Origin of the sequence: Paraburkholderia sp. SARCC-3016 (assembly GCF_031119615.1) — a bacterium.
Taxonomy (GTDB): Bacteria; Pseudomonadota; Gammaproteobacteria; order Burkholderiales; family Burkholderiaceae; genus Paraburkholderia.
Map to the genome: position 1 here is coordinate 84,789 of NZ_JAVHZD010000010.1, position 18,986 is coordinate 103,774.

Genomic DNA, 18,986 nt, shown 5'->3' on the forward strand with positions numbered 1-18,986 from the left:
TCTTCCCCTCACGTCTGATCAGACCAATCGAATCAACCGAACCTACGCCTGGAGCGAATGCAGATGAAGCAGCGAATCAATCGACGACAATTTCTCGCACTATCGGGCGCGGGGGCGGTGGGCCTTGCCGCCGGCATGGTGCCGCGCCTCGCGGCCGCCAAGGGCAAGCTGACGATCGGCATCGTCTATGTCGGACCGCGCGACGATTTCGGCTGGAACCAGTCGCACGCGGTCGCCGCGCAGGCGTTGCGTGCGCTGCCAAACGTCAACGTGGTCGAGGAAGAGAACGTGCCCGAGACGATCGCGGTGCGTAAATCGATGGAATCGATGATCGAGCTCGACGGCGCGTCGCTGATTCTCGGCACGTCGTTCGGCTACTTCGATCCCTATATGGTCGATCTCGCGCGCGCGTATCCAAACGTGCAGTTCCGCCACGCGAGCCGGCTGTGGGATCCGGCGAAGCACCCGAACAATCTCGGCGGCTATTTCGCGTATCGCGACCAGGGCCATTATGTGAACGGCGTGGCGGCCGGCCTGTCGACGAAAACGAATCAGATCGGCTATGTCGCCGCAAAGCCGATCGGCATCGTGCTGCGTACGATCAACTCGTTCATGCTCGGCGTGCGCAAGGTGAATCCGCACGCGTCGGTCAAGCTGATCTTCACCGGCGACTGGACGTTGCCCGTGCGCGAAGCCGAGGCGACCAATGCGCTGATCGCGGGCGGCTGCGATGTGATCGCGTGTCACGTCGACAGCCCGAAGGTCGTCGTCGAAACGGCCGAGCATCACGGCGTGAAGAGCTGCGGTCACAACACGTCGCAGGCCGCGCTTGCGCCGAAGGGGTTCATCACCGGTGCCGAGGCGAAGTGGGAAACCGCGTACAAGGGCTACGCGGCCGATATCGCCGCGGGCCGCAAACTGCCGAACGTGATGTACGGCGGTTACGACAAGGATCTGGTCGCGAGCACGCCGTTCGGCGCGGGGGCGACACCGCAGGCGCGCACGGCGGCGCTCGCGGCGATCGCCGATCTCAAAGCGGGCAAGCCGATCTACGTCGGCCCGATCCGCAGCAACACCGGCAAGATCGTCATCGACAAAACCTACGGCAATTACGATCCATTCCTCGATCAGACCGACTACCTCGTCGAGGGCGTGATCGGTTCGATCGCCTGAGCCTCGAGCTTCACTGTTGATTCCACTGTGCAATAGGATATGGCGAGCGATTCGACGCAATCCATCACACCGCCGGCAAGCGCGGCCGACGTGCGCGAGCGCCGCGAGCGTTTCCTGCCGCTGCGGCAGAGCGCCGAAATGCTGACGATTTCGGCGCTCGCCGTGGGTGGCGCCGCGGCGCTGTTTTCGGTGCTGCTGCTCACGCTCGGCGTCGCGCCGGGCGAGTTCTTCGAACTGGTGTGGCGCGGCGGGTTCGGCACCTGGTTTTCGCTGCAGAACACGCTCGTGCGCGCGGCGCCGCTCGTGTTCACTGCGCTGACCGTCGCGATTCCGGCGCAGCTCGGTCTCGTCGTGATCGGCGGCGAAGGCGCGCTCGTGCTCGGCGGCTTCGCGGCCGCCTGCGCGGCACTGCCGTTCGGCGGCGGCGGGGCGCCCGTGCTCGTCATGACCGCGATGGTCGCGGCCGCGCTCGCGAGCGGCGCTGCGTGGATCGGCCTCGTCGGCGCGCTGCGGCATCTGCGCGGCGCGAATGAAACGATCTCGAGCCTGCTGATGTCGTACCTCGCGATCGCGATCCTGAACTTCTTCGTCGAAGGACCGTTGCGCGATCCGGCGAGTCCGATCAAATCGTCGACGCGACCGATCGGCGACGCGAACATGGTCGGCAATATTCCGGGCACGAGCGTGCATTGGGGCCTCGCGGTCAGCATCGCACTCGCGTTCGCCGTGTGGGTGCTGATGCGCCGCACGACGTTCGGCTTCGCGGCGCGGCTCACGGGCGGCAATCTGCGCGCTGCGCGTGCGCAGGGTCTGCCGGTCGGGCGGCTGATCGTCGCGGCTTGCGCGCTCGCGGGGGCGTGCGCGGGGTTGGCCGGCTATTTCGAGGTGGCCGCCGTGCAGGGCCGCGCGAATGCGTCGCTGGCGGCGGGCTACGGCTTCTCTGGCATTCTCGTGTCGTTTCTCGCGCGTCACCATGCGCTGGCGATCGTGCCGGTCGCGATTCTCGTCGGCGGCATTTCGGCGTCGGGCGGCCTGATCCAGCGGCGGCTCGATCTGCCCGACGCAACCGTGCTGCTGCTCGAGGGCACGCTGTTCGTCGTGCTGCTCGTGAGCGAGACGCTGTACGGGCGCTTCGCGATCTTCCGGGCGGCACGCGGCACGCCCGGCCTCGACGGACAATCATGATGGCCACGACCGATATCGGTATCTGGGCGGTCCCGCTCGCGATGCTCGCCGGCGCGATTCGCGTGTCGACGCCTTTCCTAGGCGGAGGCCAAGCGGTCTTAGGAAGACAAAACATTCTACCAACTCCTTGGCTCACAGAACGACATGGCTACGATCCGACTTGATGTCCGCGTATGCCGTGAGCTTCCATACGCAGTCGCCGTGGTTCGGCACGCTGTGCGCGGGCTTTGCGGGCGCCGCGTTCGGCGCGCTGCACGGCGCGATATGCCGGCTGCCGCGCGTGAGCGATATTGCGATCGGCATCGCGATGATGCTGTTCGGCACCGGGCTCGCTTTCTTTTTCGGCAAGCCGTATATCCAGCCCGATGCGCCGCATCTGCCGGCGCTTCCGCTCGGTGCGTGGTCCGCGCTGCCGCAGGTGCAGGCGGCCCTGCAGATCAACCCGCTGTTCCTGATCGGCATCGTGCTGGCCGTCGTGCTCGCCTGGGCGCTGCGGCGCACGCGTTGGGGCCTTGTCGTGCGCATGTGCGGCGATTCGGCGAGCGCGGCGCGCGCCGCCGGTTATCGCGTCGACGCGGTACGGCTCGTGGCGACCGCGCTGGGCGGTTTTATGGCCGGCATCGGCGGCGCATTCCTGTCGCTGTCGTATCCGGGTAGCTGGAGCGAGGGGCTGTCTTCGGGGCAGGGGATGATGGCGGTCGCGCTCGTTATTTTCGCGCGCTGGCATCCGCTCGGCTGCGTCGGCGCCGCCTTGCTGTTCGGCGCGGCGGGCGCGATTGGCCCCGCTCTGCAGAGCATCGGCGTGACGTCCGGCTATTACTTCTTCAACGCGGCGCCGTATCTGTTGACGCTCGTCGTGCTCGTTGCGTCGTCGTCGCCGCGTCGCAATCTGAAGGGCGCGCCGGCCGAGCTGTCGATTACGCGCCGATGAAGCGGACCGGCGCAGGCCGCGCTGCATGCATTCCACGCGCGGCGCGCGCCATGCCGGCGATTTCTTTCAGGTGACGACCATGTCGCATTTCTCTGCGGTACCCGCCGCGCCGCGTGCCGGCGATTCGTCCGGCCGTGCCGGCCTTGCGCTCGAAACGGTCGGGATCACGAAGCATTTTGGCGCACACGTCGCGCTCGACGACGTATCGATCAAGGTGCGTGCGGGCACGATCCACGCATTGCTCGGCGAGAACGGCGCGGGCAAGTCGACGCTCGTCAAGTGCGTGATGGGCGAGTACAAGGCGACGCGCGGACAGGTGCTGCTCGACAACCGCGAGGCCGCGATCGACGGGATCCGCGATGCGCACCGGCGCGGCATGGGCATGGTCTATCAGCACTTCACGCTCGTGCCGTCGCTGAGCGCCGCCGAGAACCTCGTGATGGCGCGCGCCGACGTGCCGGCGCTGATCGACTGGCGCGCGGAGAAGCAGAAGCTGCGCGCGTTTCTCGAGCGTATGCCGTTGCGCGTGCCGCTCGAGCGCCCGGTCGCGAGTCTTGCAGCCGGCGAGCGGCAGAAGCTCGAAATCCTGAAGCAGCTCTATCTCGCGCGGCGCCTTCTCATTCTCGACGAACCGACGTCGGCGCTCACGCCCGGCGAGGCCGACGAAGTGCTGTCGCTGCTGCGCACGCTCACGCGCAGCGAAGGGCTCACCGTCATCATGATCAGCCACAAGTTTCGCGAGGTGATGCAATACGCGGACGAGGTCAGCGTGCTGCGGCGCGGCCGGCTGGCCGGCGCGGGGACGGTCGGCGCGCTGTCGGTCGATGCGATGAGCCGCATGATGGTCGGCGACGCGGTGCTGCGCGAAGCCGCGCCGCGTCGCGCATGGCATGGCGCGCCGCAGCCGGTCGCGCTCGAAGTCGAGCGCATCGGCGCGGACGACGACGACGGCCTGCCGGCCGTTCGCGAGGTCAGTCTTGCGGTGCGCGCGGGCGAAGTGGTCGGCATTGCCGGTGTGTCGGGCAACGGTCAGGCGCAACTGGTCGAAGTGCTGTCGGGCCAGCGCGAGGCCAGCGGCGGGCACATGCGCGTGGGCGGCCGCGCCTATCGGCCGCGACGCGCGCAGATGCGCGCCGGCAAGGTGTTCTGCCTGCCCGAGGAGCCGCTGCGCAATGCGGCGGTCGCGCATATGACGGTGGCCGAAAACATCGCGTTCCGCGTGTTCGACGCGCCGGGGCTGCGCGGCCTGGGCGGCTGGTTGTCGCCTGCGCGGATCCGCCGTCATGCGCTCGGGTTGATTGCCGCGTATCGCGTGAAGACGGCGTCGCCGGACGAACCGATCGGTAACCTGTCGGGCGGCAACGTGCAGCGTGCGATCCTCTCGCGCGAACTGTCGGGCGAGGTCGACGTGCTGATCGTCGCGAATCCGTGTTTCGGCCTCGACTTCGCGTCGGCGGCCGAGATTCGCGCGCGCATCGTCGACCAGCGCAATCGCGGCGCGGCCGTGCTGCTGATCTCGGAAGACCTCGACGAGATACTCGAACTCGCGGACCGCATCGCCGTCATGAGCGAGGGGCGCATCGTGTACGACGCGCCCGCGTCCGAAACCGATCAGCCGGCCATCGCGCGCGCCATGGCCGGCGAGGCGACGATGGCCAGAGCAGATCGCTGATACGCGGTGCGCGATTCCACGCGCGAGGCGCAAGGTGTGCCGCGCGGTGCCGTGCCTGCCGACGTCGCGTCACGTCACGCCATGCGGTGCTGTGACGTTACGCGATCGCGCGGCTCGCAGCGAGGGGTGCACAACAGCGCGCCGGTCAGCAGCAGCCGAACCAGGCGCTCTTTCGGTAGAACGGGCCGAGATCGTCGGACAACGCGTCGAGCGTTGCGCGCCATGCATGCACCGATGGCTGCGCGCCGATGCGCGCGCGCAACTGGCCGAGCAGTTCGGCGCGCAACGCCGTTTCGTCGACGCCTTGCACGCGGCCGCCGGCCACCACGGTCCGGCCGCCGATCACGACTTCCTCGATATGCGCGCCGCTGCCGCGCGCGAGCATCAGCTCGAATGGATCGACCGGGAACAGCGCATCGTCGTCGAGCGCATCCCAGTCGAGGAACATGAAATCGGCGGTCGCGCCCACTTCGAGCCGTCCGCCGGGCAATGCGCCCGCTCGTGCGCCGAGCACGCTGCGCCGGCCGCTTTGCGCGGCGAACGCCCAGAGCTGGGCGCGCGTCATGGTGACGTCGAAGCCCCAGCCGCGGTGCAGCTGATAAGCGAGGCGCAGTTCGCGCAGCGCATCGTTGTCCTCGTCGATACCCGTGCAATCGAGGCCGAGCGCGATCCTGCAGCCGTGCCGCAACATCTCGGGCACGGGTGCAATGCCGGACTTCAGATACAGATTCGAACTCGTGTTGACGGCAATCGTCACGCCACGCTCGGCGAGCCGCGCGAGTTCGTCGGGACGCGCGTAGACGCAGTGCGCGAGCGTGAGCCGCGGACTGAGCAGGCCGAGGTCGTCGAGATAGCGGACGATGCCTTGCGGATGCGTGCGATCGGCCCATTCGCGCTGATACGGCGTTTCCAGCAGATGCAGATGGACCGGGCGGTCATGGTCGGCCGAGGCCTGCGCGATCGCCGCGAGCAGCGGCGTCGAGCACCACTGGACGCCGGTCGGTCCATATTGCACGGTCACGTGCTCGCCGTAGCCTTCGCCGTCGATCATGCGGGCGACGTCGTCGACGAGCGCGAGCTGCTGGTGCGCGGACACCGGCTTGATGGCGAGCTGTGCGGCCACCGCGTCGCGGATGGCGGGACGCAGCGCGGCGAGCGCGGTCGCGTCGTCGCAATACGCGATGCCCTGGCGGTCGCGCATTGCAATCGCGAAGCCGATGCGGTTGCCGACGTCACGCGCCGCGCGCGCGACCGCGCGTGCTTCGTCGACGTATGGCATGCCGCCTTGCACGCGCGTGTAGTGCACCATCAGATTCGCGACGCCGTGACGCACCGAGCGCGCGAAAGCGGCAGCGGCGCTCAGATACGGATCGGCGCCGGGCGCGAGACCCATAAACGGCAGCCAGCCTTCAAGCGGCTTGTCGAACGCGCCGACGCTCGCACTGCGCAGATAGCGGCCGTGATCGTGCGCATTGCTGAGCGCGGGCAGCGCGACGCGCCGTGGCTTCGCGTTCGACGCCGGTGGTTCAGGTGCCGGTGTGATCGCAACGATGCGCCCGTCTTCGACGCTCATGCTCATATCGGGTTGCGAGGGCGTCGTTCCGGGGTCGGTCAACAACCAGGTGCAGGGCCAGGTGCGGTGGTTCGAGTCGTTCATGAGCGGAGCTTGCGTCGCGTTCGTGCCGCACGGCGCGCTTCATCGGCGCACGAGCCGTGCGGGCAGGTTCGGAGGTACCCGATTCTAACCAGCCAGAAAAAGCGGCGACGGCGCGGCCCGCTCCGTCACGCGCGCACAAGCCCTTCGATGGGCCGCTGCGCGACTGTTTGCCCGAATAATGCCGACGCCGTGCGTTGCGGATCGAGCCGCAGACTTTCCGCGGCGGCGCCCGCGATCAGCGCATCGAGCGCGGCAGTCGGCTTCAGATCGCGGCCTTCGTACAGGTCCGGCTCGCGCAAACCGGGCCAGTCCGCGATCACACGGCCCCCCGCCACCGCGCCGCCGACCAGCATCGCCGCCGACGCGGTGCCGTGATCGGTGCCGCCCGTGCCGTTTTCGGCCGCGGTGCGTCCGAACTCGGTTGCGACGAGCACCGTCGTGTGCGCCCATTGCGCGCCGAGTCCATCGCGCAATGCGGCGAGCAGCGCGTCGAGGCCTTTGAGCGTTGTCGCGAGCCGTTGCGTTTGCGCGCTATGCGTATCCCAGCCGGCGGTTTCGATCATCGCGATGCGCGGGCCGTCGTCGCGTGCGAGCAGCGTTGCGGCGAACTTGCCGAGCGCGCCCGCGTCCTGGCGTGCGCGCGTGCCCGAATCGCCGACCATCGCACGCGTCGCCGTCGCCGCTTCCCAGAGCGGCTTCAACTGCGCGTCGTGCTCGTAGAGCTGCGTGACGCGCATCATCAGGTCGTCCTGCGCGGGCGGCAGGGCGGATGGCGCGTATGACGTAACCGCGGTTCTGCCGCGCAGCGCCAACGGCACCGACGGCGCGAAGGCGATTGCATCGGGCCCACGCGGCAGCAACCCGGCGAGCCGGTTGAGCCAGCCGTCCTTCACCTGATACGGCGCGGTGCCGCCGGTCTCGAGTACGTTTTGCCCGTCGAAATGCGAGCGATCGCGATACGGCGAGGCGACCGCATGCACGAATAGCGCTTCGCGCGCCGCATATAGCCTCGCGGTTTCGGCGAGCGACGGATGCAGCGCGAACATGCCGTCGAGCTTCGTCGTGTTCGCCTGATCCATCGCGAGCGAGCCGCGCAGCGATGCATAGGCGGGGTCGCCGTACGGCATCACGATGTTGAGTCCATCGGCCGCGCCGCGCTGGATCACGAACACGAAGCGGCGTTCGGTATCGGCACGCGCGAAGGCGATGCCGGGGATCGAAAACGGCGAGACGAGCAACGCGCCCGCACCCGTGGCCGTGGCGCGGATAAAACGACGACGGGAAATCACGATGCTTACCTCCGCTGGAAATCGGGTGAGACGAAGAGCAGCGCGAGCGCCGTCGATGCGCTTTCGGCGCGCGACACCGCGCTTGCCGTCGGCGTGCTCAGCGAGCCCGCGAACAGGCGGTTGCCGAGCGTGCGCGCGTCGAGCCGGTCGCCGACGCGCGACGCGAGCCGCTGCGCGAGCTCGACGCGTCGCAGCAGCGCATCGGGCGAGGCCCAGCTTGCCGCGACGTCGTCGTAGCCGGCGGGCGAGCCGGGCCGCCAGACCGGCTGGCCGAGCTGCGTGAAAAGCGGGGCGGCCTGCAGATTGCCGAGGTCTTGCCAGCCGAGCCCGCGCATCGCCGAGAGGGCCCACTCCCACGGCGATTTGAATTTCGCGGAAGCCGGCGACCATGCCTGAGGCGAGTCGATCAGCGCACGATAGACGGTCGGCAGATCGCCGCCGCTTCGCGTGAACGCATTCGCGACGCGTGAGACGACGTCGGGCGGCGGCGTGTCCGCAATGAAGTGGCGCGCGAGTTTGTCCGCGATATGACGCGCCGTGGCAGGCGACGATGCGAAGTCGTGCAGAACGGCGAGCGGCTGCGCTGCGCCGGTCTGGTCGTACTCGCGTCCGGTTACGGTGCGCGAGCCGGGTTCATGCTGGGCCGCGCGGAAGACGAAATGGCCGGGCTCGGCGGCCCGGTTAGCGGCGCCTGCGCCGAGACCGCCGGCGCGGGCAGGCGGCAATGCGATGCTCCAGCCCGTCAGCGCTCGCGCGAATTCGGTGACGTCCTGCTGCGTGTAGCCGCTGCGCGCGCCGAGCGTATGCAGCTCCATGATTTCGCGTGCGAGGTTCTCGTTGAGCCCGCGCGGGTGCGGCCGCGGGGGCGCCGGCGAGGCGGCCCCCGGGTTTGTGGCCGGGTTTGTGTCATCACGCGCCGCGGCGCGCATGGCCGCGACGCTGTCGGGGCCGATCGAGTTTGTCTGGTCGAGATAAAACTGCATCGCCGGATGCTGTTCGACGGCGACGAGCATGTCCTCGAAACGGCCAAGCACGTGCGGGCGGATTGCCTCGGCTTCGAACGCGCCGGCCAGCACGGCGACCTGCGGTTTTTCGGTCGAGATCGCGAAGTGGTTTGCCCAGAAGTGCACGAGGCGTTCGACGAACGGCGTTTGCGTGTTCAGCGCGCTTAACACGCGGGCGTTGACGGCGTCGCGGTACGTCGTGACGATGTCGCTGCGCAGCGCTTTGCGCGCCTGCTGGGCGGCGGAAGCCGGTGTCGTGGCAGTAGATGAGGCGGTCGATGGCGGCTGAGTCGGTGGCGTGCCGCCTTCCATATTGTTCGCCATACTGATTGCACCCGATGCCGCCGCGTCCTTGCCGTTCTTGCGCATTTCGCGCACCTCGCGGCGGCGCTGCACGAAGTCGACGACAAGCGTTGCCGAACCGGGCTCGCGCGACCATGCGGGCGGGCGTGGATCGTACTCGTCGAATTGCGCGAGCAGCCATGCTTTCGGATCGGCCGGCACGGGCTCGTTTGCGCTCGCGCCGAGGCCGAAGCGGTTCAGCGCGATGGCGGCGGCGCGTGCGGCCGGATGGGCGTCATTCGAATCGTTCATCGGCATTCCTTTGCGTCGACTATGTCCGTTAAACGGACGCCGCCTGCCGATCCGTCGCCGCGCGCAAGAATTTATTGGCTGGCCGGTTTTGCGGACGGCTGTTTCGCCGCGGGCTGCCGCCATTGACCGTATTCGCGCAGGCTGTCCGCGAACTGCGCGCGTTCCTGCGGCGATAGCGATGCGGCGAAATCGGCCACCGCTTGCTCGATGCGCGCACGCAATGCTTCATCGGCATTGCGGGTGCGGGCCAAGGCGGCGTCGAGCGCCGGGCGGTTCAGTTCCGGCTCGCCAAGCAGACTCAGCACATCGCGCCGCCCTTCGCGGCCGGAACGCACGTAGCTGCGGCCGTCGCGGCGCGCCTGCTGCAAGTCCTGCGCGAATTGCTGGCGGCGTTCGTCGGAGAGCTGATCGGCGGCGAAGCGCAAGGCATGCTGCTGCGTTTGCGCCTGTGCCCGTACGGCGCTTGCGGTTTCGCGAGGGCGGCTCGCGAACCATTGATAGGTGCCGCCTGCTATCGCGCCGAGCAGAAAGATGTTGAGCACGAGCGATGCGATGAGCGCCCATTTCAGCGAGTGTCCGTTCATTCACCGCTCCAGTCGGAGGTTGTGCCGTCGAAGCTCGTGGCGAGCGAGGGTGCATCGAGTGTCGCGCCGGACGTCGTGCGCAGCGGCGCGCTCCCCGCGAGCAGCACGAACGAGACGACGAACGCGCCGGCCAGCGCGCCCGCGAGGCCCGCGCCGATAAATGCGGCACCGGACCACCAGACGCGTGCGCGTGGCGGGCGCGTGCGCGGCGGCACCGGCGCCGATGCGATGATGCGGCGCGTCAGCGCGGCGTCCGGGTGTGGCGGCGCGTCGGTCGCGAGCCATGCGTCGAGTTGCGCCGATGCCAGCAGCAGCGCATGCGCTTCGTCGCGATGCGCTTCGGCCCACGCGAGCGCCGCGGCGCGCTCGCCGGCCGGCCAGTGGCGCGCGTCGGCGCCGTATGCGTCGACGATCGTACGGAAGCGGTCAGGTGTCATCGGAAGTCCTTCGGCGTGGGTGCGGTGAATCGGGCGTCGCCGCTCGCGCGGGCGCTGCCGGCTGCGACGGCGCGGAGGCGGGCGGCGGCTCCGATGTGCCTCGCGACGCGGATGAAGACGCGAGCCGCGGCGCAGGGTTTGCGTGCGGCGCCGCCGCGAGATAGGCGCGCAAATTGCGCCGCGCCCGCGCGAGCAGGCTCTCGAGCGCGTCGACCGTGATCCCCATCGCGGCGGCCGCGTCGGTATTCGACAGTTCCTGGTAGTACTGCAGCACGATCGCCTCGCGTTGCCGGATGGGCAGGGCCGCGAGCGCGGCGCGCACATGCGCGTCGCGTGCGTGCGCTTCGAGGCGGGCGTCGGGCGGCGGGCCCGGGTCGACGCTGTCGGGCAACGCGTCGACCGGTTCGGCGCGGTTCGCGCGCAAGCGGTCGTAGCAGAGATTCAGCGCGACGCGGTGCAGCCACGTGTCGAAACGCGCCTCGCCTTCGCGCCAGCGCGGCGCGTGTTTCCAGATCCGCACGAACGCTTCCTGCGCGACGTCTTCGGCTTCCATACGGTCTCCGAGCATCCGCGTCGCAAGCGCGAGCAGGCGCGGCAGCTTGCGCTCGACGAGCGCGCGCACGGCAGCCGGATCGGCGCGGGCGACTCGCGCGAGCAATGCCGCATCAGGGTCGGCGTCTGCGGCCGCGTCTGGAGACCCGTGCGGGTCGCGTTCGGTGTCGCTCAATGCGCGGCGTCCTGCTGGACGTGCTGCTTGACGTCCCGCAGGACGTGTTGCGTCAGGCGGTGCGTTAGGTGCTGCGCGATCGTGTGCTGCGCGAGGCTCATTCTGTCTGCTCCCTGTTTGCTTCGAGCGAGGTCCGGACGCGAGTTGGAATGGCGCGGAATCGGACCGATCCGGCGCTTTCCTCGTATGGGCGGCGATCGCTCGCTTACCGTTTAACGTGCAGACGGGTCGAAATCCGTCGCTCGGGCTCGTTATCGGCAAATTGTCGCGCGCAATGTCGATTTCGGCCACGGCGGTTCGTCGCCTGAATGAAGCCGCCGTGCGGGCGCCGGATCGGGTGCCCGCACGGCGGTCTCCCAAAACCCGTCAAGGAGAATGAAGATGCGCGTCATGGTCATCGTCAAGGCGTCGCCCGAGTCGGAAGCCGGCCAGTTGCCGGATACGGAGATGTTCGCGGCCATGGGCCGCTTCAACGAGGAACTCGCCAAAGCCGGCGTGTTGCTCGCCGCCGACGGCTTGCAGCCGAGTTCGCGCGGCAAGCGCGTGCGCTTCGCCGGCAGTTCGCGCACGGTCAGCGACGGGCCGTTTGCGCAGGTCGGCGAGCTCGTCGCGGGGTTCTGGCTCTGGCAGGTCGCATCGATGGACGAAGCCGTCGAATGGGTCAAGCGCTGCCCGAACCCGATGAACAGCGACTCCGATATCGAAATTCGCCCGCTGTACGAAATGGCCGATTTCGGCGACGCGTTCACGTCCGAATTGCGCGACCGGGAAGCGCGCCTGCGCGACGAGATCGAGCGCAATGCGAGCGGCGAGCGCGGTCAGTGATCAGGCGGGCGGGCGCCTCGCGCGCGCCGTTGATCGGCAACGGCGGCGTATCGTGCGGGGCGCGGCAGGCGGCACACAGCGCGTCGCCTTGAAGCCTCAACGCGACTCCAATTCCGCCTTCATCGCCTGAACCGCCTGCGCCCAATCGCCAGGCTCCGGTTGCCGGAACGCGCGCATCGTGTCCGCATACCACGGCGATGCAGGCCCGCTGCGCGCATGGGTCCAGCGCCATTCGTTGTCGGTTGCGGGCAGCATGACCCAGCACGGCTTGCCGAGTGCGCCGGCCAGGTGCGCAGTCGCCGTGTCGACGCTGATCACGAGATCGAGTTGCGCGACGACGGCCGCCGCATCGGCGAAATCCGCAAGCTCCGGGCCGAGCGGCAGTATCGGCCGCTGCGCCGGCGCGCAGCCCGCTTCGTCTTCGCCGGCGCCTTTTTGCAGGCTCACGAAGCTCGTATTCGCCACGTCCCACAACGGCGCCAGCGTATCGAGCGACGGCAGCGAGCGCTTGTGGTCGTTCACATGCTTCGGATTGCCTTTCCAGACCAGACCGATTCTGCGGCCCGCGAGGCCTGCGAGCCGGCCACGCCATGCGTCGACGAGCGCCGCGTCCGGTGTGATGAAGTGCGCCGGCGGCAGCGTCTTGTCGTCGAGCAGGCCCGGCACGCTGAGCAGAAAGGTCCAGTAGTCGTACTGGCCTTCCGAAACGGCCGCGAGCGTGTCGAGCACCTCATCGACGCCTTCGACGCTCCTGAATAGCCGGCTCAGAGCCGGCGGGCACGCGAACGTCAGACGCGCGACGCCCTGCGCCTTCAGTCGCGCGATATAGCGGCCGAACTGCAGCGCGTCGCCGAAACCCTGCTCGCGCCAGATCAGCAGCGACTTGCCGGCGAGCGGTTCGCCGTGCCAGCGCGGGCAGCTCACGTCGGGCGCCTGCGCGCGCTTCTGGCTGTCGCCGCGTTCGTGGCGCGCTTCGTAGAGCGGCCAGCCTTCCTCATAACGTTGCGCCTGCAACAACAGCGCGGCGAGGCCGAATTTCGCCGACGCGAGGTCCGGATGGATCGCGAGCGCGCGGCGATAGGCGGCTTCGGCTTCGTCGGTGCGGCCCTGCCGGTATAACGCGATGCCGAGCGTATGCAACGCGTTCGCGCTGTCTTCCTGAAACGCAAGCGCTGTGCGGCATGCCGCTTCGGCGTCGACATAGCGATCGGTTTCGATCAGCGTGCTGCCGAGGCTCGTATGAATGTCGGGCAGATGCGGCGCCAGCGTCAGCGCGTGGCGCAGCGACGTTTCGGCTTCATCGAAGCGCTTGAGCAGATTCAGCAGCGCGCCGAGATGATGATGCGCCTGCACGAGATTCGGCTCGGCGACCAGCGCGGCGCGGTACATGACTTCTGCCTCGCGCAGCCTGTCGCCGTCGACCTGCAGTTTGCCGAGATTGAAATACGCTTCGCCGTACTCAGCGTTGCAAGCCAGTGCTTGCACATACGCGGCCTGCGCTTCGTCGAGCCGCTTTTCGTCGTGCAGCAGCACGCCAAGATTGTTGTGCGCGACCGCGAGATTCGGGCGCAGCCCGATTGCCTTGCGATACGCCGCCTCCGCTTCGTCCGCACGCCCGGCGCGATGCAGCAGCAAGCCGAGGTTGTAATGCGCTTCCACATAGTCCGCCCGGCACGCAATCGCCGCGCGAAAGCTCGCTTCGGCTTCCGGCAGCCGTTCGAGGCGCTTGTAAAGGCTGCCGAGATTGCAATGCGATTCCGCGTAGTCGGGTTCATCCGCGAGTGCGTGCTGCCAGAGCTGTTCGGCATCGGCGAGCTGCTCGAGATTCTGCGCGCAGACGCCCGCAAGATTGAACGCCGCTGCGCGCGTCGCGCTCGCGGTGCGCTGCTGCATGATCGGTTGCAGGGCTGTCAACGCATCGGCAAAGCGCTTGTTCGTGTAGAGCAGGACGGCGGCCTGCAGCAGTTGCGCATCGTTGCGCGGCGAATCGGATGACGTCATGGGCGAGCGGAACGGACGCGAGGCAAGGCCCCTGGAACCGGCATAAAGGGGTCGTCAAGGTGATGAACGGACCGATTATCGCCCGTCTGCCTTTCTGATGCCTTCCGCGTGCGGCCCGGCGGTCTTTGGCGATTTCCGGCGGTTACCAGCGCACGTGCAGTGTCTCGACGCCGCGCAGGTTGCTGCGGCCATTCCAGTGCAGATCGTCGAGCCCGTCGACCGTCAGGTTGGGCAGCCGCGTCAGCAGCGCGCCGAGTGCAGTCTCGAGTTCGAGCACCGCGAGGCGATAGCCGAGGCAGTGGTGCACGCCGCCGCCGAATGTGAGTACGCGCGGCACCTCGCGGTCGATATCGAGCTGGTCGGGACGTTCGAACTTCGCCGGATCGCGGTTTGCCGCGCCAAGCGACAGATAGACGATCGAATCGCGCGGCACCGGAATGCCCGAGATTTCCATGTCTTCGCTCGCGGTGCGGCCCGATAGCTGAGCGGACCCTTCGTAACGCAGGCATTCGATGATCGCGTTCGGCAGCTTCGTCATATCGCGCCGCAGCGCGTCGAATTGCTGCGGATGGCGCTGCAGGGCGATCAGCGCGTTGCCGATCATGTGCGACGTGGTCTCGTGACCGGCGAGGTAGAGCAGGATCACATTCGCGACGATCTCTTCGTGCGTGAGCGTTTCGCCGTGATCTTCTGCCTTGAGCAGCATCGAGACCAGATCGGTGCCCGGCTGCTTGCGGCGCGCTTCGATGACTTCCGAGAAATAGGTGTCGAGCGTCCGGTATGCATCGTTCGACATCGCCAGCTGCGCTTCGCCGGCCGGCGCGACGTCGAGCATTTTCGCCACGTGCTGGATCGCATCGCCGAGCTCTTTTGCATGTTCGACAGGCACGTCCAGCATGCGGCAAATCATCTCGATTGGAAACGGCATTGCGTACGCGGCCATGATATCGACGCTGCCGTCGTTCTCGAAGCGGTCGATGAGGCGCTGGGCGCTCGTGCGCGCGATGTCGCGCATCGATTCGATCTGCCGCGCGTTGAAGGCCTGCATCATCAGGCCGCGCAGCCGCGTGTGCACGGGCGGGTTCATCAGCAGGAACATGCGGCCGTAGCCGAGCAATACCGGTTGCTGCGCGCCTGCTTCGCCGTAGCGTTTGCGCACCGATGATTCGAAGTTATGAACCATGCGGCGATCGTGCAGCAGTTTGTCGACCACGTCGTAGCGGCCCGAGAAGAACTGGTTCGGCCCGACCGGCACGAGCGGACCCGCTTCGCGCAGGGCGTCATAGACCGGGTACGGATTGGCGAGAAACGAAGGCGTGGCGAAGTCGGCGAGGTTCATGGCGATGCTCGTGATGGGGAACGCCGGGCGGCGATCCGTCGGCGGTAGGTGGTCCGCCGATAATCACGAGAACGTTCGACCGCGCGGTGTATTCCCTCCGTTCGGTCGAGTCAGGCTACCTGGAACGCTTTGTCCCCATCGGCTTTGCCCGATGGTTCCTATTCGCCGACCGCGCTCGCGTCGGACCGGGCAGCGCCTTTGCCGGTTACCAGAAAGCCGAGCGCGGCGATCACGACGACGATCGTCACCGCGGCGAACAGCAGCGTCGCGTGACGGATGTCGGTCCGTTGCGTCGCGATGCCGAGTCCGATGACGGGCAGCGAAATCGCGACATAGAGCACGACGAAATAGGCCGACGTCACGGCGGCGCGCGCATCGGCGGGGCTGCGCGCGGTCAGTTCGCCGAGTCCGGCGCGAAAGCTCGCGCCCTGGCCAAGGCCGGCGAGCACGGTGCCGGCGAGCAGCGCGCTCCTCGCGTCGCAGACGCTGCTGAGCGCGACGAGCGCGAGGCCCGCGATCAGGCCGACGCAACCGGCCGGTTGCCTCCAGCGCGGTGCGAACCGGCTTTGCAGGGCCTGTCCGCACGCGGACGATGCGAACAGCAGAAACACGACGAGTCCGATCGCGACGTCGCTGTGAAAGCCGAGCACGCTACGCATCAATTGCGGCGCGACGGCCGCGAAAAATCCGACCACGACGAAACCGGCGAAACCCGATAGCGCGGCGGGCACGAATGCGCCGCGCACGGGCCGCGGCAAGGCGATCCGTTGCATGCGCAACTTTGCGTGCGCGGCGACGCGCGCTGTCTCGGGCACGCTGCGCACCGCAAGCAGCGCGACGACGACAAGCGCGAGATGAACCGCATAGGGCGAGCGCATCGGCGCCGGCATATATTCGACGATCAGACCGCCGAGCACGGGTCCGCAGCCGAGGCCGAGCATGTTCGATGCGGTGGCGGCGAGCGTCGCGGCATTGCGCCACTTCGCGGGCGCGGCTTCGATCACCGCGACGGTCGCAGTGCCCGTGAAAATGCCGGCGGACACGCCCGAGATCAGCCGCGCCCCCATCAGCCCGGCGAGGCTCGTGCTTGCGAGAAACACCACGCCCGACGCCGCCGAGGCGACGAGCCCGTACGTCAGCATCCGCTTGCGGCCCAGCTGATCGGACCAGTTGCCGACCATCAGCAGCGCGGCCAGCACGCCGAAGGCATAGCACGCGTAGATCACGGTGATCGTGGCCGGCGTGAAGCCGTACGCAATGCGGTAATAGCGGTAGACGGCGGTGGGAAGCGTCGTGCCCATCATATTGATGACGAACGCGAGCGCGAGCAGCAAAAACGCGCCGGACGTGCGCGGCGTGCCGGAGGCTGGTTGCATCGGGTACCGGTCTCGAGGAAAGATTGCGGGAAAGACGGGGCACCCGATTATCGTCAATGCGCGGATTCTCTGCTGACAGCCGTTCTGCAACCTTGCAGGACTGAAGGAAACCGCGCGCAAAAAAGCGACCGGGAGAAACTGCTCCACGGTCGCCAATCATTACCTCTACGCATTCTCAATAACACTTCGTTGCACGGTACGACAAGATTGCCTACCGGAACGTGCGGTGACTGTTCTTCGCGTGGCGCTCGAAGTGAGCGCGCCGCACGTCGACGATTCTCGCTTCGGCCAGCCGCGGCGCGAACGGCGCACCGTGCTGGACATGACTGACAAGCTTCTCGATCGTGCCGCGCGCAATCGCGGTGCGGGCCGAGCGCGCGATCTGCGCGAACCGTGCGCCGCCGTCGGGCGAGCGTGCCGCACGCAACGCGGCGAACCAGCCGATCACGGTCCAGCCCAGAAACACGTTGATCATCGTGATCGCGAACGCGTGACGATGTTCGCGTGCATCCGCTTCGAGCGACGGCACGAGGTACACCACGAGTGCACCGATCAGTCCGATAGCTTCGACATATTTGGCCATTGCATCACCTCTTCTTCCTGTTGATCTACACGAGCCTTGTTGCGCCTGACTGCAAGCGCAGCATCGTTGGATCCAATGTAGGCCAGTTCGGGGTGGTGACGAAACGGGATGGTTCGCAAATCACAATAGCTGATTCCTGAACAATCGTGCGAGGACCGTCAGTCCGGTATGTTGGCGTGCGAGGTGTGGGCGGCAATCTGCACGATCCGGTGGCGCACCACGGCGATGGCCTGTTTCAATGCGTAAACATCCTGAAAGTATCGCTGCGGCATGCGGATTTGCCCCGCGTACGCATCGATCTCCTCGATTTCGTCGCGCCACTGCTCGACCTGCTCCGATGTCGGCTGCGCGGTTTGCCAGATTTCGTCCTCGAGCGACTTCAGCTCGCGATACCAGACCACGAGCCGTCTTTTGATGCGCGCCTCGAGCATGCGCGGCAAGGCCTGCAGCAGACCGACGAGCACCGCGAGAAACGGCACGAGAATCAGCAGCCGCCGTTCGATAAAGCTCGCGAGCCAGAAAGGCAGATAGCGCTGCAGAAACGGCGGGCCGGACTTGAAGTAGCGCGTGCTTTCGTCGGAAACCGGAAACTCGGCGGTATCGAGGTTAGGGAATGCGCCGACCGGCGTGAAGTAGTCTTCGCCGCCATGCACGGTCTTCGCGACTTCGAGCAGCACGAAGGTGAGCGCCGGATGCAGCGAATCTTTCGCGACCAGTTGCGCAGTCGCGGCAAGCAGCGTGACGTCTTCGCGCGGAAGATCCCTGGCAATGCTCGTCGCGCCACGCGGATAAGTGATTTTGGCGAGCGCGGGGAATTTCTGCACGTACGCGTCGGCCAGTGCGAAGCTCATGAGCTTCAGGTCGCTGTTGAGCAGGGTTTGCTGCATCGGGGCGTCGGGGCGGCCGATAAAGAACGCCGCGTCGAGCGTGCCGTTTTCGAGGCCCTGGTACGCATCGGCCGCGTCGAGTTCGAGCAGCGTCGAATTTTCGCGCGTCACATCGGCGAGGCCCAGCAGCGTTTCCGATACGTTCAGCAAACCGCTGCCCGGCACGCCGATCGAGATGCGCTTGCCGCGCAGTTCCATGAGCTGGTTGACCTTCTCGGGACCGCGGTAGAACACCCAGATCGGTTCGTACGAAACCGCGGCGATCGTCTGCAGATTGTCGGTGTCTTTGGGGCGGACCGTGCCGGACTGGATAAAGCCGACCTCGTATTCGCTGTTGGGATCGGCAAGGCGCTCGTAGTTCTCGACGGACCCCGACGACGGACGGATATCGAGCGTGATGCCCTTGCGTTTGAGCAGCGGCGCGTAGCGGTCGGCAAAGCTGCGATAGATGCCGCCGTCCGCGCCGGTCGTTATCACGATGCGGTTGCGCACCGCGGGCTCGGCGAGCGACCATACCGCCCAGACGAGCGCCGCGAGCACGATCAGCACGACGGCGAACAGCGTCCACCGGCGTGCGGGCGTGATTTTTCCTGTGGACTGAATGCGGTGCAACGCCGGGTTGCGTTTTGGCATTCTTATTCCCCGTTATCGGCTTATGCGCTGAGGTGTGCCGCGTTTCATGCCTGCGGCGACGATCATAGCGCATCCCGATAGCGCCGGTA

14 protein-coding genes and 2 pseudogenes are annotated in these 18,986 nt (G+C 67.3%); 5 read left to right on the forward strand and 11 right to left on the reverse strand.

The annotated features are described in order from the left end of the window. The first annotated feature begins 63 nt into the window (after positions 1 to 63). From QYH69_RS12160 to QYH69_RS12175, 4 genes and pseudogenes are all read left to right on the forward strand, one after another. A complete protein-coding gene (locus QYH69_RS12160; RefSeq protein WP_308832108.1) occupies positions 64 to 1,173 on the forward strand; it encodes a BMP family ABC transporter substrate-binding protein in 1,110 nt (369 codons plus the stop codon). 39 nt (positions 1,174 to 1,212) lie between these two features. Further along, on the forward strand, positions 1,213 to 2,358 hold the full coding sequence (locus tag QYH69_RS12165; protein WP_308832109.1) for an ABC transporter permease: 1,146 nt from the start codon (positions 1,213 to 1,215) through the stop codon (positions 2,356 to 2,358). Continuing rightward, positions 2,358 to 3,289: pseudogene (locus tag QYH69_RS12170) on the forward strand (ABC transporter permease). The gene QYH69_RS12165 and the pseudogene QYH69_RS12170 overlap by 1 nt, the downstream one beginning before the upstream one ends. A gap of 79 nt (positions 3,290 to 3,368) precedes the next feature. Continuing rightward, positions 3,369 to 4,961 carry an ABC transporter ATP-binding protein gene (locus QYH69_RS12175; protein ID WP_308832111.1) on the forward strand — a complete coding sequence of 531 codons (1,593 nt, stop codon included), beginning with the start codon at positions 3,369 to 3,371 and terminating at the stop codon, positions 4,959 to 4,961. A gap of 145 nt (positions 4,962 to 5,106) precedes the next feature. Here the strand turns inward: QYH69_RS12175 and QYH69_RS12180 are convergent, their stop codons facing one another. From QYH69_RS12180 to QYH69_RS12205, 6 genes and pseudogenes are all read right to left on the reverse strand, one after another. Next, complete coding sequence (locus tag QYH69_RS12180; protein ID WP_308832112.1) at positions 5,107 to 6,534, reverse strand: amidohydrolase family protein; 1,428 nt, start codon at positions 6,532 to 6,534, stop codon at positions 5,107 to 5,109. 209 nt (positions 6,535 to 6,743) lie between these two features. After that, positions 6,744 to 7,907 carry a DUF1501 domain-containing protein gene (locus QYH69_RS12185; protein ID WP_308832113.1) on the reverse strand — a complete coding sequence of 388 codons (1,164 nt, stop codon included), beginning with the start codon at positions 7,905 to 7,907 and terminating at the stop codon, positions 6,744 to 6,746. Between the two features lie 5 nt (positions 7,908 to 7,912). Then, positions 7,913 to 9,511 (reverse strand): DUF1800 domain-containing protein, encoded by a 1,599-nt coding sequence (locus tag QYH69_RS12190; protein ID WP_308832114.1) that lies wholly within the window; start codon positions 9,509 to 9,511, stop codon positions 7,913 to 7,915. 65 nt (positions 9,512 to 9,576) lie between these two features. Beyond that, positions 9,577 to 10,089, reverse strand: a complete 513-nt coding sequence (locus QYH69_RS12195) for a periplasmic heavy metal sensor (protein WP_308832115.1) — start codon at positions 10,087 to 10,089, stop codon at positions 9,577 to 9,579. Next, complete coding sequence (locus tag QYH69_RS12200; protein WP_308832116.1) at positions 10,086 to 10,526, reverse strand: hypothetical protein; 441 nt, start codon at positions 10,524 to 10,526, stop codon at positions 10,086 to 10,088. Before QYH69_RS12200 ends, QYH69_RS12195 begins: the two co-directional genes overlap by 4 nt. A 148-nt stretch (positions 10,527 to 10,674) precedes the next feature. Beyond that, positions 10,675 to 11,253, reverse strand: a pseudogene (locus tag QYH69_RS12205) (RNA polymerase sigma factor); the annotation flags it as partial. Between the two features lie 381 nt (positions 11,254 to 11,634). Between QYH69_RS12205 and QYH69_RS12210 the strand changes: the two are divergent. Continuing rightward, on the forward strand, positions 11,635 to 12,078 hold the full coding sequence (locus tag QYH69_RS12210) for a YciI family protein (RefSeq protein ID WP_308832117.1): 444 nt from the start codon (positions 11,635 to 11,637) through the stop codon (positions 12,076 to 12,078). Between the two features lie 96 nt (positions 12,079 to 12,174). Here QYH69_RS12210 and QYH69_RS12215 read toward each other — a convergent pair whose 3' ends face one another. The 5 genes from QYH69_RS12215 to QYH69_RS12235 form a co-directional block, all read right to left on the reverse strand. Further along, positions 12,175 to 14,079 carry a tetratricopeptide repeat protein gene (locus tag QYH69_RS12215; RefSeq protein WP_308832118.1) on the reverse strand — a complete coding sequence of 635 codons (1,905 nt, stop codon included), beginning with the start codon at positions 14,077 to 14,079 and terminating at the stop codon, positions 12,175 to 12,177. 142 nt (positions 14,080 to 14,221) lie between these two features. Then, complete coding sequence (locus QYH69_RS12220; RefSeq protein ID WP_308832119.1) at positions 14,222 to 15,418, reverse strand: cytochrome P450; 1,197 nt, start codon at positions 15,416 to 15,418, stop codon at positions 14,222 to 14,224. Between the two features lie 158 nt (positions 15,419 to 15,576). Beyond that, a complete protein-coding gene (locus QYH69_RS12225; protein WP_308832120.1) occupies positions 15,577 to 16,794 on the reverse strand; it encodes an MFS transporter in 1,218 nt (405 codons plus the stop codon). Between the two features lie 211 nt (positions 16,795 to 17,005). Beyond that, positions 17,006 to 17,377 (reverse strand): superinfection immunity protein, encoded by a 372-nt coding sequence (locus QYH69_RS12230; protein WP_308832121.1) that lies wholly within the window; start codon positions 17,375 to 17,377, stop codon positions 17,006 to 17,008. Positions 17,378 to 17,535: 158 nt separating this feature from the next. Then, entirely contained in the window at positions 17,536 to 18,897 is a 1,362-nt protein-coding gene (locus QYH69_RS12235; protein WP_308832122.1) for a TAXI family TRAP transporter solute-binding subunit, read from the reverse strand. Positions 18,898 to 18,986: the final 89 nt, after the last annotated feature.

Coding starts and splice junctions, on each gene's coding strand:
- QYH69_RS12160 (WP_308832108.1), top strand. CDS start 64: ATGAAGCAGCGAATCAATCGACGACAATTTCTCGCACTATCGGGCGCG.
- QYH69_RS12165 (WP_308832109.1), top strand. CDS start 1,213: ATGGCGAGCGATTCGACGCAATCCATCACACCGCCGGCAAGCGCGGCC.
- QYH69_RS12175 (WP_308832111.1), top strand. CDS start 3,369: ATGTCGCATTTCTCTGCGGTACCCGCCGCGCCGCGTGCCGGCGATTCG.
- QYH69_RS12180 (WP_308832112.1), bottom strand. CDS start 6,534: ATGAGCGTCGAAGACGGGCGCATCGTTGCGATCACACCGGCACCTGAA.
- QYH69_RS12190 (WP_308832114.1), bottom strand. CDS start 9,511: ATGCCGATGAACGATTCGAATGACGCCCATCCGGCCGCACGCGCCGCC.
- QYH69_RS12195 (WP_308832115.1), bottom strand. CDS start 10,089: ATGAACGGACACTCGCTGAAATGGGCGCTCATCGCATCGCTCGTGCTC.
- QYH69_RS12200 (WP_308832116.1), bottom strand. CDS start 10,526: ATGACACCTGACCGCTTCCGTACGATCGTCGACGCATACGGCGCCGAC.
- QYH69_RS12210 (WP_308832117.1), top strand. CDS start 11,635: ATGCGCGTCATGGTCATCGTCAAGGCGTCGCCCGAGTCGGAAGCCGGC.
- QYH69_RS12215 (WP_308832118.1), bottom strand. CDS start 14,079: ATGACGTCATCCGATTCGCCGCGCAACGATGCGCAACTGCTGCAGGCC.
- QYH69_RS12220 (WP_308832119.1), bottom strand. CDS start 15,418: ATGAACCTCGCCGACTTCGCCACGCCTTCGTTTCTCGCCAATCCGTAC.
- QYH69_RS12225 (WP_308832120.1), bottom strand. CDS start 16,794: ATGCAACCAGCCTCCGGCACGCCGCGCACGTCCGGCGCGTTTTTGCTG.
- QYH69_RS12230 (WP_308832121.1), bottom strand. CDS start 17,377: ATGGCCAAATATGTCGAAGCTATCGGACTGATCGGTGCACTCGTGGTG.
- QYH69_RS12235 (WP_308832122.1), bottom strand. CDS start 18,897: ATGCCAAAACGCAACCCGGCGTTGCACCGCATTCAGTCCACAGGAAAA.